7 protein-coding genes are annotated in these 13,684 nt (G+C 44.5%); 3 read left to right on the top strand and 4 right to left on the bottom strand.

Annotated elements, in window-relative coordinates; genetic code table 11:
- Positions 1 to 20 precede the first annotated feature (20 nt).
- Both RIM23_RS11925 and RIM23_RS11920 read left to right on the top strand, forming a co-directional pair.
- Positions 21 to 560, top strand: coding sequence for a DUF421 domain-containing protein (locus RIM23_RS11925; protein ID WP_446367305.1), 540 nt, complete (start codon positions 21 to 23; stop codon positions 558 to 560).
- Between the two features lie 257 nt (positions 561 to 817).
- Positions 818 to 1,462, top strand: a complete 645-nt coding sequence (locus RIM23_RS11920; protein ID WP_446367304.1) for a hypothetical protein — start codon at positions 818 to 820, stop codon at positions 1,460 to 1,462.
- A 209-nt stretch (positions 1,463 to 1,671) separates the two neighbouring features.
- On the opposite strand, the gene RIM23_RS11915 is transcribed toward RIM23_RS11920, so the two are convergent.
- The 4 genes from RIM23_RS11915 to RIM23_RS11900 form a co-directional block, all read right to left on the bottom strand.
- On the bottom strand, positions 1,672 to 4,941 hold the full coding sequence (locus tag RIM23_RS11915) for a patatin-like protein (RefSeq protein ID WP_446367302.1): 3,270 nt from the start codon (positions 4,939 to 4,941) through the stop codon (positions 1,672 to 1,674).
- Between the two features lie 616 nt (positions 4,942 to 5,557).
- Positions 5,558 to 8,848 carry a tetratricopeptide repeat protein gene (locus RIM23_RS11910; protein ID WP_446367300.1) on the bottom strand — a complete coding sequence of 1,097 codons (3,291 nt, stop codon included), beginning with the start codon at positions 8,846 to 8,848 and terminating at the stop codon, positions 5,558 to 5,560.
- Between the two features lie 209 nt (positions 8,849 to 9,057).
- Complete coding sequence (locus RIM23_RS11905) at positions 9,058 to 10,239, bottom strand: hypothetical protein (protein WP_446367298.1); 1,182 nt, start codon at positions 10,237 to 10,239, stop codon at positions 9,058 to 9,060.
- A gap of 253 nt (positions 10,240 to 10,492) precedes the next feature.
- Entirely contained in the window at positions 10,493 to 11,494 is a 1,002-nt protein-coding gene (locus RIM23_RS11900; RefSeq protein WP_446335638.1) for a phosphoribulokinase, read from the bottom strand.
- Positions 11,495 to 12,286: 792 nt separating this feature from the next.
- Between RIM23_RS11900 and petH the strand changes: the two genes are divergently transcribed.
- A complete protein-coding gene (petH, locus tag RIM23_RS11895) occupies positions 12,287 to 13,510 on the top strand; it encodes a ferredoxin--NADP reductase (RefSeq protein ID WP_446367296.1) in 1,224 nt (407 codons plus the stop codon).
- Positions 13,511 to 13,684: the final 174 nt, after the last annotated feature.

Here is a 13,684-nt window from a genome sequence, read left to right as displayed (position 1 = left end):
ATAAACTATCGCTATCTATTATGGACAAGGTTGTTTTCTTTTATGGAGGGATTGAACCGTTAATCCGCATCGTTGTTGTCGGCACCTTAGCCTATGCTAGTTTACTCATCTTGCTGCGGATATCTGGCAAACGTGCGTTAGCTCAGTTGAATGCCTTTGACTTTGTAATTACGATTGCGATCGGTTCTACCCTGGGACGATTAATTACGGCAAAAGGTGTATCGTTAGCTGAAAGTGTCACGGCATTCTTTACGTTACTTTTCTTACAATACCTGGTTTCCTGGCTAACTGTTCGATCATCGCCATTCGACAACTTGATCACAGCAAGTCCCTCACTGCTTTACTTTCGAGGTCAATTTTTACGCAAAGCCATGCAAGCGCAACGGGTGACGCAAGCACAATTATTAGCCGCCGTGCGTGAAAATAGAATTGCTTCTTTAGATGACGTAGAAGCGATCGTAATGGAATCAGCCGGAACAATCGCTGTTGTCAAAAAGGAAACGGCGGAAGAACTAACTGATGCTTCTGCACTGAGTAATATTCCAAAAATTAACCATTGAAGAACCACCGATTGCTAGTGTTTCGATAGCCTACTGGCGTGACCCAGCTAAAATGATGGATTAGATTTGCAGATTTTATGGGCGCACGCTATGCGCCCCTACAGTTTCTGGATAGAATTCTAATACACCAAATTAGGTGTGCCACGCCACTACAAAGATGAAATCAACTTTATGTGCTAATACAGAGGAAGATACAACTATGCGTATCACTGATTAAGCCGAACCCGGATCGCTAACGTCAAACTATCATACCCACGATGCGACCTGACTTACAGGGACTAGAAATTACCCCAGGAGAACTCAAACATTTGAGTGGAGTAAGCGTTCATACCCTCCTGAAACCCCCAACTCTGCCCAAATTTATCGCAGAGATTGCTAAAACCCTTTTGATTATTCTGCTGATTAGTTTAACTGGGTTTGTGCTGATCCAGGTTTTTCCAGAACATTTTACGTTATTAATTTCTATCCATTCCACTCTTGCCATTACTTTATTCTTAAACGATATTCGCAAAATTGCCATTAGCCGCAAATGTCGCAATTTAGTCAGACTGTTTGAAGATGTCCACCGATTTAATCGGGTGATTAAAGCCATTGATATTAATGATAAAATTGAAGCCGTCGGCAATCCTGGTGTAAGCTTAAAAAATCGAGGACAAGTCATTCAGGCACTTCGGCTAACCCGTGACGATATTATTCGAGCCTTGAAAACTGAACGAATTTTGAGAGAAAATGCCAGATTTATCAAATACAATTCTGAACTATTTGATAATAATCTCATGGCATTGACAGCTTTACAAGTTAGCGATCAAGCTACGGAACATGGACGTTTACTTAATGAAGCGTTACAGATTGTTGTGGATGTGCGACAGGAAATGAAAGCGTTACAAAATCGGCACTTATAAACATAAAAGTTTGAATTACTCGTTCCCATTTATAGCAATCGCCATAGCGGTTAGGACGCATCATTTATGTAGAGACGCGCCATTATGTAGAGACGCGCCATTATGTAGAGACGCGCCATTATGTAGAGACGCGCCATGGCGCGTCTGGAACAACAGTTCGTTTGTCCTAATCGATGTGTCTACTGCTATACTTGACGAATGACGAATAATTAAGACTTTTTCAAAGCATACCCTAGTAACCAAAACAATAATATAGCAATGAGAGCGATAGCGGTGGGTATAGGCGAATTGGAGACAGTAATCACAACACTAATAGTCGCAACAAGTAGGAATATTACCTGTAAAATTAATATCAGTGGTCGCTTTCCGATAAAATTGCGACTTTGAAACGCGGCTGGACTTCTCAATTGTAACCACCAATAGACGAGTTGTAATGATTTATTCACAAATTGATAGCTTAAAAGCCCTTGAAGTTTATTCGCACGTCGCTTTCCTAGAGTAGTAATCATAATATCTCGCAGGATTAAAGCCGCACGAGTCGCAAGATTTGCCAGCACAATTCCGGGAATATCTTTTAAAATAGTTTCTTTACCAATCCGGTATTGATTGCGAAAAAAGTCTTCTTTGGCTTGAGGCGAAAACCTACCAATAGCATCTTTGGCTAATTTTCCCGCTGCTAAAGTATTCACCGTTTTCTCAAAATAACCGGGAACGGGTTGATAGCTTGGTGGTTCATCTCCGAGTTGAGTCAGCAATCGTTCCACATCATCCGGATCAGTCGGTTTAACCCGCTGGCGATTCCAGGTTAATTGTTCGCTGATTTCATCTTCAATCACGGTTTCTAAGTCAGTCATTAAGATTGATCGATGACCTTCTAACACCAGATCGTCTAAAATAATATGCATCGCTGCATCAGACAGGTTTGGCTCAGCTAATAGGCGAAGATGGGATTTGAGTTTCTGGCGAGTGTTGACTGTGCAATCGGGGAAACAGTCTTGAATGAGTTGTTCGATGTATTCATCTTCTGTACATCCTTCTTTGTGGCTTTGTCGCGCCAAAAAACGTGAAAAATTTTGCACCGATTCACGGGTAACTAAGGCTTCAACAATGCGATTGAGTCCATCCAATCGCCCCCACAACATATCATTGGAACGCCAGGATTTCTTAAAAAATCCGCCAAAAGCTCGAAAGGTATCCCCCGCTAATTTATCATCCAAGGTTTTCCCCTTACCTAAACCTAGCTGAGCATCATCTGGACTAAAGCGAATTGTCTCAATGATATCTTTTTCGGAAAGATTGGTTAAATATTCAAAGGGATAAAGTACCCGATCTAAGTGACAGAAATTTTGATAACGATTGAGAATATCGTCACAATGAATGAGGTTACTATTTTTAATTAACGTTTCTGATGCCTGATCAATTTGATATAGAATGGAGCAGAAGAGTTCACTACAGTTGTCCGTCTCGCTATCTTGATATTTTTGACTCGACCAAATACGATTGAGGAGTGATGGATCATCATCGAGTTGGCTAATTTTTTGCTGGAATTGTTCAATAATACTGGAAATCTGTTTTTGTGGTAACCAGTCCCTCGGTTTTTCCTGAAGCTGGTCTAATTCTAATCCTAACTGTTCTGCAGCGGTGGGTAATGTCTTAAAAAAGTTGGCGGGAACGAACTCTAGGCGATTTTGCTCTAAGCCGGATGGGGAGAAATCATCTAAACCATCTGCATCCCAGAAGAATCGGTGCAAACGCAAGAGGCGATCATAGACTTGCTTGCGCCACTGTTGTTGAAATTCTGAATCAGAATTTTCTAAACTTTTCTCCAGTAAACTGTAGAAGGATTCACTAACTTGAGGATGACTGAGTAATGTATCTAAAGTAAAGCGAATAACTTCTAGCAGTTTAAGTTGTCGATTTAACCGACTGACGAGTAATCGCTGCTTATTATATTCAACGTTATCGGTTGTTTCATCGAGATGTTTAAAGAGCTTATCAATAATATAGAAATGCTTCCTCAACGCATAGTCTATATCAAGATTACGAATTTGCTGACTGGCTTGTTGAAGAATTATGTCTTTATCTTGACTGTCTGTCGGGCTAGTGATACCCGCAATTAGCCGTTGTCCTGTTTTATCTAAAATGACTTTTTTATCCTCCCCTGAAGCCGTGGTTTGCTCTCTCTCCATGCGTAAAATCAGGGGGAGGATGCGATCGCGCAAACCAATCAGGCGACTGCGGAGGTAAATCTCTTCATTAACGGTAATTTCGTTAGCTGTACCCGGTTGGGCTGGGTCTTTTGTTTCTACACTGGCGAGTAAGCTATTATAGCGGTAGATTTTATCATTTTGGGCTTGGATTAACTCCAAATCGTTGCTAATGCTTTCATAAGTGGGGAGTCCGACTAACGCATCCTGAAGCACTTCCCAAGTGCTAGGCTTCGCCATCGCATTAAATTTGGGATTCCCCAAGAAGCGATCGGGATTGGGGTCGATATATATCAGCTTGCGATCGACGGGACGGTTAGCGGTGCGAAAATAGATATCTTTAATCGTGTAACTAAACGGGCGATTATCCAACACTCCACCATCAATAAAATGGAGTTGATAACCCTCTTTTGGTCGTTGTTCGGGTAAGTCACGATTCTCCAATTGTCCCCATTGGATCAGTCGCTGATCGACATCATTTGTATCTTCCTTTAAACCCACATTAACCGATGGAAAAGCCACGGGAAAGCATGAGGTAATTCGACAGAGTTTTGCCAGGGATTGATAGGTTTGTTCCGGAGTCCGACTTAAATCTGCTGGGTCACTATTCGGATTAAAGGGTTCGTGGCGTCCTTGACGATGCTTGAGGCGAAAAATCTGGCGGTGATTTTTGACTTCAATGACTTGACCGGTATCGTCAAATACCTGGTAAATGCGTCCCAGCATATCGGTTCCGGTGACAAATAAATCGAGTTCATTAAACTCAGATACCCACTCCCCCTCTGGCGCATCCGTGCGATTATAAATGCCTTTTTCAAACGCTTCCGCTAGGGCTGTTTGATAATACCCTGCACCATCCAAAACCGACTCCCGTTGAGTTTCGTGGGTTGAGGGTTGATGCATTAATTCGCGGACATTCCCACTCTCACGCCAAATTTGCCCAAATTCTTGAAAGTCAACAACCGCGTCTTTGGTGCTATTGGCAAGAGCGTAACTCAGCAACACGCCATTAATACCGCCGGCTGAGGTTCCGGAGAGGATATCCACAACAATATCCGAATCCGTTAGGGCTTTAATCAGCTTATAGATACCTCTACCCCGTACAGCATTATAGAATTCGCGGCAGATACCATTCATATAAATGGCGAGAGAAACACCACCATAAACGACGAGTCCTAAGCGATGTTCGCGACGAAATTCCGGTTTTGGGAGGGGGTGACTAGGGATAGGCATCCTGCGATCGCGGATTGAGGTGAGATATCCCCTATTCATAGCACGTTATGGCTTATTGGGGAAGTTCCCCGACAATTGCATCAGCGCGGGTTTTACCCCGTCGCGCCTATCGGTGACATCCTCTCCCTAAACCTGCCTCTACCTGAATTAGGGCGGGTTTAGTCACATCTTTTGTGCAACCGAAAAGATAATAGTGAAACCCCCATGAGACGTTATAACCCAGTCCGCGCAGGCGGACGAAAGTTTGTGTAGCAGCGATTTCAATCGCCTCCTCTTGCATGGGGTAATAAAGGCGGATTTGGTATCAATCCCCAAATAAAAAAGAGAGCCACTCTCTCATGCAACTCTCTGGGGTACATCTACTACTCTTATAATCGCCTTGGGGGATTAGGAGTGTCACACTCAGTTTGAGATCAGTAGCACACAGGTAATACTGATCTGTTATTTTTTGCTGAGAGACTATTACAGGCGTTACACTGACAAGTCAACTTATACCAAGTATTAACCATTAATTGGGCGGTTGAAACCGCAGCTACACAAACAAAACCCGCCTGCGCGGGTTTCCACACCCCTAGTTTTTGTTTAGTCTGCGTAGGTGGACTTTGTTTCGTTTGGTTCCGCGATTTCCTTTTCAACAAGGCTTAAGTTTACTTTGTTATTGATTGCGTTCCTCACGCAAGAACTGCAAATTTTCACAGATAGTGATTGTTAGAGGATGTTCATCTCCCAACAGGCGTTTACTCAACTCTAAGGCTTGCAGATACAAAGGTTCGGCTTCACCATACCTTCCCTGTGATAAGTAGAGTCCTGCCAGATTGTTGAGACTGCTTGCCACATCAGGATGGTTATCACTCAGGAGGCGTTTTCTCAACTCTAAGGCTTGCTGAAACAAAGGTTCGGCTTTATCATACCTTCCCTGTAAATAATAGAGTCCTGCCAGGTTGTTGAGACTGGTTGCCACATCAGGATGGTTATCACCCAGCAGGCGTTTTCTCAACTCTAAGGCTTGCTGAAACAAAGGTTCGGCTTTATCATACCTTCCCTGTGAATAGGAGATATGTGCCAGATTGTTCAGACTGGTTGCCACATGGGGATGATTATCTCCCAGCAGGCGTTTATATAACTCTAAGGCTTCCAGATAAAACGGTTCAGCTTCGTCATACCTTCCCTGTAAATTGTAGAGCAGAGCCAGATTGTTGAGAATGGTTGCCACATCGGGATGGTCATCACCCAGCCGACGTTTTTTCAAATCTAAGGCTTGCAGATACAACGATTCGGCTTCTAAATACCTTTTTTGTGATTTGTAAAGTAGAGCTAGATTACCCAGACTGGTTGCCACCTCGGAATGGTCATCACCCAGCAGGCGTTTTCTCAACTCTAAGGTTTGCAGATACAAAGGTTCGGCTTTATAATACTTTCCCTGTGATTCGTAGAGATTAGCTAGATTGTTCATACTGGTTGCTACATCGGGATGGTCATCACCCAGCAGGCGTTTAATCAACTCTAAGGCTTTTTGATACAAAGGTTCGGCTTCACCATATCTTTCCTGTGATTTGTAGAGATACGCCAGATTGTTCAGACTGGTTGCCACAGATAAATGGTCATCACCCCGCAGGCGTTTACTCAACTCTAAGGCTCGCAAACACAAAGGTTCGGCTTTACCATATCTTTCCCATAATGAGTAGAGTAAAGCCAGATTGTTCAGACTAGCTGCCACAGATAAATGGTCATCACCCAGCAGGCGTTTATTCAACTCTAAAGCTTGCAGATGCAAAGGTTCAGCTTCTAAATACCTTCCCTGCGATGAGTAAAGTAAAGCCAGATTGTCCAGACTGTTTGCCACTAATGGATGGTTTTCTTCTAAACGCTCTCTCATTGCGGATAAGCACTGCTTACGCCAGGGTAAAGCTTGTTTGTAGAGTCCTTGACCTTCATAAAATCGACCTAAGCAAACAAAAAACCACATTAAATCCTCATCACTTAACCAATCCGGCTGAGTCGTTGCGGCTTCTGCTAGGTGCGGAATCATTGGAGTAGCTATGACAATATCATCTTTAGTTGGCGTCCCAGGAATCTGCTGTGCCGCCGCGACCATCCCCTGGCAAAACCGTTGTTTTAGTTCATCAGTTTCAGTTAATTCCTTGAACTTCTCTTTCAAGAATTCCCGAATGAGTTGGTGTAGTTGGTAACTGCCTTTATCCGCACGTTCCAGTAAACTGAGATTAAGTAATTCATAATCTCTAGCATCCTCCAACTCTTCCACATCTTGGTCTTCCCAGCATCGTTCTACCCAAACCCAAGGAATCGGAGCCAGAGCAAATAAACTTAGAAAACAGCCTAATACTTGAGCCTTTTCACTCAGTTCTTGCCAACTCAACTCAAAGGCAGCTTCTACACCCAATTGTGCGGTCATGTCCCCATCGTCCTCATCTGGATTTTGCAGGGAACGGTGCTTTAATCCCAAGCGCTGGCACATTTTCTCTAATGACAAATCAAGCTTACGCTGCAAATACCGCCCCACTAATTCTAATCCCAAAGGCAAATAACCTAATTCCTGACACAACTGTTTCGCCGTTTCCGGTTCCGCCTCAATCCGTTCTTCTCCAATCAATGAAACCAACAGGGCGATAGCCGCCGCTTCTGACAGCACATTCAGAGGTATCATTTCAAATGATGCACCTAACCCTTGTCGCCTGGTGGTAATTAACACCTTAAATCGAGATTCGGCGGGAGGAAGATAAGATTTTACCTGTCGATAATCTCGGACATCATCGAAAACAAATAGAACGTCACCTGAACGCCAGTGTCGCCAGCAGTAATCTATTTGTTCTGCTAACTTTAACCCATCGGGTAACTGTAAATCTAATTGAGTCCTGGCGAAACTAACAATCTCAGTCCCGACAAACGCCCCCGCTTTTATCCAGCACAAGCCACCGGGATAGGTTCCCTGCTTGCGGTGGTGTTGGGCATATTGCAGGGCTAATTCTGTTTTACCCACGCCTCCCATCCCAGCTACGGCACAAATCGCGATCCGCTCGGTTTGTTGTAATTGTTGATGTAATTGTTGCAGGGTTTCATCGCGTCCTACAAATTTAATTACACCACTACGGTCTAGATTGTGGGGAATTTGAGGTGAGAGTTGGTTGGGATGATAAATATCTGTATCGCCATCCCAATTTCGACGATACAAATAAGTGGGTAATTGTTTTTTATCTAATGCCTTAAATAATGCCTTAAATCGCTGTTTAACCTTCTCGGTAATTACTTCCATATCGGGCGGAAAACTACCATTCGATTCCTCCTCCAATGCTTCCCTCACCGCTTGGGAAAAATATCCGGTTTTTTCCTGGTCGCTAACCTTTGCTCTTTCTCCCTCTCGCGTCGCCAGCAACACAAACTGCTGACTTTCGGTTTTTGGCTTGCCACTGGGAAACGTTTTTCCGCCTAAATTCGTCGGTCGCCCTTGCGACTCTAAAATGTAATTGGCACAAGCATCAATAATACAAATATGATGGGAAATTTTAAAACTATCTGAACTTAAATAAACCAGTAATGAATCCAAATCCAGATTCTGCCAATTCCGTTTGGTCGCATCGGCAAAAAGTAGGCGACGGTTCCGGGTTGAGGTAATTAAACCATGTCCCGCCCAAAATAGATAAAGTAAATCCCCTTTTTTCTCAGACAGAACATCGGTAATTAGAGTGGTAATATTTGACTCGGTTGCTTCTTCTATTACCCATTCTGTTGACTCAGCCAATGTGCCATTTTCTTCTAACGGTGACAAGCACAGGCGAATATTGTCTCTGGGAACGCCTCGCCCACTAAGCCACTGAGCAAACTTTAGGGCATCATTTACCTGTCCATCGACATTCCAACTATTTTCTTGGTATTTCTCGATACCAACAACTAATCCATAAGTTTGTTCTGGTTTAACGCTAAATTTCATGTCCGCCTAAAAGCAGAGGGAGGATGTAGAGATGTGCCATGGCACGTCTGGGAGCTGGGGGAGATATCACCTTTATAGTTATACCAAATCCGGGGAACGCTATCCCCGTTATAACCCAGTCCGCGCAGGCGGACTTTGTTTGTGTAGAAGCGATTTCAATCGCCTCCTCTTGCTTACTTACGCTCTACCAAACCTACAAGGTAACTCCTTTATGGCAACCGGGGTATAATAGCCTTCCATACTGCTTTATTTGTCCAGTATGCCCCATGCGATCGCGGAAAGGGTTGTTTGCTATCCACTAATACATCTTGCACCTTATTAGGGAAAACATTTGCGCCAATATAACTCAGAAAATCCCGCAAGTCATAGATATTTAACCAACTGGGAAAATAATCCGGTAGCGGTTCCCCGTATTCTAAACTGTAGAGGGCATTAATTTCATAGAAAAACGGCGCTTGAGAACCCGCTGTAATCAGCAATTCGACTGGCTGGAGAGGCTGTTGAACCAGCAAATCCACACAAGCAATCCCACCTAAACTATGCGCCAATAAGACGACAGGAGGTTCAGCCTGCTCGATTTTAACGCGAATGAAATCACGGATGCGATCGCCCCGACCTTGATAGAGCAAAATATCACAGGGCGTCGGTGAAACTGACTGGGTAATGATTCCCCGCCTGCGCTTGACGTAAAATGTGCCAATTGGCTGCGCTAATTGAGATAGAGGCTTAACCACCCAATCCCCGATTCCCAACTCCGCCTCTCCCAACGCCAGACTCAGGAGTTTCACCACCTCATCTCTCAATTCAGCATCAGTGAGTATAGGAGGATACTTTTCCTGCTGCTCACACTCAAACATTGCCTGAGCTACAATCGCTCTAGCTATGGCGTCACGATACTCCCCCAACTCCTCTGAGGCGTTTTGCAATGCTTGATGATAAGCCTCACTCTGGATAACGGTATCTCGCGCCTGCTCAAACACCTCAGCGATTCCCGCCACATCCAGTTTGGCTTGGAGTTCAGGAGACGGATTCAGGCGTTCGACGCGAGAGTGTAATTCATCACCCGGTTGTTCCCCAAATGGATTACCCGCCGTCTCATCCCCAGGCTTCAGCGACAGTACCCGTAATTCATATAAAGGGTTGCTGTAGAGTTGTTGCCAAAGAACAATGGAATAATCCTCTTCTTCCTCATCTAAAGCTAATGTGGAATCATATAAAGGAATAGAAGCGCCTTGAGCATTCAGTTTTGTCCCTAATTCATCACCCCAAAGACAACGCTCAACCTTGATATCTGGGCGTTCAAGATGAACGGTTTTCTCGATGAGTTTGAATGTTTCTTCATATCCAGGATTCCGGACTCCCGTACCGTGGACAAACAAAACTGTTGTCATCGTTTTTTCACAGGGGCTATGGCTGAATGAAAGGACAAATCAGCTTTATGTCAGTAAAGTGAAAACCAACTGCTTTCTCAAAATTCTCAACAACTTGAAAACCCGGTTTTTTTAACGAAGAATCAAGGTTTCCAATCCGTTAGCCTTTACCGATTCAACCAATGCACATTATCTCGTCTTTGTCAACCTTATTTGTACAGTCATCCCACGCCATAATCGTTGATTTGGCGTGGGAAACATCAGGCTAAATCAGCTATACACTCGCTGTCACTTGCGCCTTCGAGGTCAACCGTTCGTAAGTGGATCGCATCTTCAGACCGACCAGAATTTGGAACAAGCCAGAGCCATTATTAGAACCTGGATAGTCCTTGTGCTTGAGCAACAGTTCGGTCATCTCGCCATAGTATTTCGTGGAGGTGTTGCTGAGGTGACTTTCGATGTAAATCATCTCCTCTAGATTGTCAAACTGACCATCCACTTCCAACACAGAAACATCATGACCGAAGTAGCTATCTGGACCATAGTACAGCTTGATACCAGGATAGGCACAGGTCAACTTACGACCGCAGGGTCTCCAGTCAATGGTTGATCCTTCATCAAACAGATACACAGGCTCAAAGCCTTCTACACCATCTTTCTGAATCAAGCGCACCCGCAGGATCTTGGATTCCTTATCTTCTTTGATCAACTGAGTCGGTAATATCTGAATTACGACATCAGCAAACTCTTTTTGGGGTTCGATGTAAGCGGTAAAGTCAGGGCGTCTAGCGTTAATAGATGCCAGAATATCTTCGTAGGTATGTCCCCGTTCTGCCATGTCACGCTGGATTTTCCAGTTTATCTTGACTTCATCGCTGATATCAAGATAAACGCCGAAATCAACCAGCGATCGCACACGCTCATCATACAAGGGGTGCAATCCTTCAATGACCACGACTTTATTGGGTTCAACCCGTTCCGGTGGGTCAAGTTCACCCGTCTCGTGGTTATAAATTGGCTTATCAATTGCCTGACCATTTTTGAGCGCTTTAACTTGCTCATACATCAGGTCAAAATTGTTCGCCTTGGGGTTAAGCGCTGTCACCCCTGCCGCTTTACGTCCTTTGCGGTCTAAGCTGTGATAGTCATCCAAGCAGATGACCGTCATAAACTCTTCACCAAACAGATCTGCCAAGCGACGCAGAAATGTTGACTTCCCGCATCCAGAGTCTCCAGCAACGGCTATTAATACCACGCGGTCTAGCTGAGTGGTCATAGTTTCCCTCTAACGCAAAAAATAGTTTCAAATAGAGTTTCCAGCAATCCAAGTCCCAAGTCTAGTCAACCCATCTGTTGATCGCGTGCCTTTAACCCGTTACAGATTGGCAACAGGTGTGAGTCTTTCCCAGGGGATAAGACTCAAGCCAGACACGGGGTAAGTATTTTATACTAGCGGCTGTGTGTGGATTTTACCAAAATGAGATTTTATCTACAAGACTTAATGTTTCTCCTTAATTCCTTAACATAATCCTAAAGGCAGTTGTGCCAATTGGATCAAAAAATTTAAAATTGACTCCATTTTGACCCTGGATCGGTCAGTGACTGAGTTATCCTAGTTGAGCCATCTGCGGGAAATGGCGTCCTGGGCAGATGCCCATGGGAGTCCGATAAGTTGGAGCTTTACGAACTCAACCGATTAGACGTATTCTAAAGTATACATGAACGCACTTGTAACCTAATTCATTCCCTCGCCTTGAGCCGAGGGGAGTGGGGAGCGTTGCAAAATGTTAAGCTGATAGTACTTTCTTAAGGCTTTACTGGGTTAATCTCAAACTCGGCAGTAGAGTCAGCTTGTGTTGCCAAAGGCAATTTTTGGTAAAGGATTGCACAAGTTCATGCATCGGCGTCATAGAACCCGTCGTTAACCCAAACGGGTCTGACGGGGGCTTGTAAAAAAGCATGGAGCGACTGAAACCCTGATGGGGAGGTTGCTTCTTTCGTCGCGGATTGATGAAGTGCTGTACTTATCAACATATCGTACAGAGTTGGTTTGGAGAGAAATAAAGCAATGTCTAGTTCAAAAGCGGCGGCTAATTCCGCAAACACCACAAACTTCGCGAATCGCCTGTTTCTTTACGAAGTGGCGGGCTTAAGTCAGAATACGGAAACTGACAAAATGGGCTATCCCATTCGTAGCAGTGGCAGCGTCTATATCACAGTGCCATACAATCGGATGAATCAAGAAATGCAACGAATCACCCGCATGGGTGGCACAATTGTCAGCATTCAACCTCTTGATGGCATGATGAATTCTAAGAATGGAGTCAATGGCAATAGCCAATCGACGGGTTCAGCCCAGCCAACGGCGTCCGCACAAAAAAGCCAGCCGATCATTCACGGCAAATCTAAACCGGGAGTTCCCGTTAATCTATACAAACCCAAAAATCCCTATCTGGGCAAATGTATTGAAAACTACGAACTGGTTGCCGAAGGGGGATCAGGTACGGTTCGCCACGTTACCTTTGATGTCTCTGGGGGTGATCTACGGTACTTGGAAGGTCAGAGTATAGGCATTATCCCACCTGGAGAAGACGACAAAGGAAAGCCTCATAAACTCAGACTCTACTCCATCGCCTCCACTCGTCATGGTGATCACGAGGATGATAAGACTGTCTCACTTTGTGTTAGACAACTGGAGTACAAGCACCCAGAAACCGGGGAAACCGTCTATGGCGTCTGCTCAAGCTACTTGTGCAACCTGCCAGTCGGCACCGATGATGTCAAGATTACTGGACCGGTTGGGAAAGAAATGTTACTTCCCGAAGATCCAGAGACTACCGTTCTCATGATGGCAACAGGTACAGGGATTGCCCCCTTCCGGGCTTACCTGTGGCGGATGTTTAAAGAACAGCACGAAGATTACAAGTTCAAAGGGTTTGCTTGGCTGATTTTTGGTATCCCCTATACGGCAAACATTCTGTACAAAGAGGAATTAGAAAAACTACAGCAAGAATTTCCTGATAATTTCCGTCTCACCTACGCCATCAGCCGTGAACAGAAGAACAAAGAGGGTGGTAAGATGTATATCCAGCATCGGGTGGATGAACATGCCGATGAACTGTTTGAGTTAATGCACAAGGATAATACCCACACCTACATTTGTGGACTCAAGGGTATGGAAGATGGCATTGATTCAGCACTCTCCGCTGCAGCCGAACGGCAAGGGATGAACTGGACTGATTACCAGAAATCTATGAAGAAAGCTGATCGCTGGCACGTTGAAACCTACTAATACGGCTTCCTTAGCAGCTTCAGGACTTACGCCAATTTACCGTTGAATCACCATCTGTAGGGGCACGACATGTCGTGCCCCTACTCTATGCTGGGTTTTGCCTAAGTCCTAAGCTTATAGAGTTGTCGCCATAAAGGTGAGGACTTTCTTGACACCGCTTCCAACTGCCTTTCT

Source organism: Coleofasciculus sp. G3-WIS-01, assembly GCF_040223135.1.
Classification (GTDB): Bacteria; Cyanobacteriota; Cyanobacteriia; order Cyanobacteriales; family Coleofasciculaceae; genus Coleofasciculus.
This window is presented reverse-complemented; position numbering and strand designations above follow the sequence as displayed.

Excerpts from the sequence above, each read along its gene's own strand:
- RIM23_RS11925 (WP_446367305.1), top strand. The coding sequence starts at position 21 with ATGGACAAGGTTGTTTTCTTTTATGGAGGGATTGAACCGTTAATCCGC.
- RIM23_RS11920 (WP_446367304.1), top strand. The coding sequence starts at position 818 with ATGCGACCTGACTTACAGGGACTAGAAATTACCCCAGGAGAACTCAAA.
- RIM23_RS11915 (WP_446367302.1), bottom strand. The coding sequence starts at position 4,941 with ATGAATAGGGGATATCTCACCTCAATCCGCGATCGCAGGATGCCTATC.
- RIM23_RS11910 (WP_446367300.1), bottom strand. The coding sequence starts at position 8,848 with ATGAAATTTAGCGTTAAACCAGAACAAACTTATGGATTAGTTGTTGGT.
- RIM23_RS11905 (WP_446367298.1), bottom strand. The coding sequence starts at position 10,239 with ATGACAACAGTTTTGTTTGTCCACGGTACGGGAGTCCGGAATCCTGGA.
- RIM23_RS11900 (WP_446335638.1), bottom strand. The coding sequence starts at position 11,494 with ATGACCACTCAGCTAGACCGCGTGGTATTAATAGCCGTTGCTGGAGAC.
- petH (WP_446367296.1), top strand. The coding sequence starts at position 12,287 with ATGTCTAGTTCAAAAGCGGCGGCTAATTCCGCAAACACCACAAACTTC.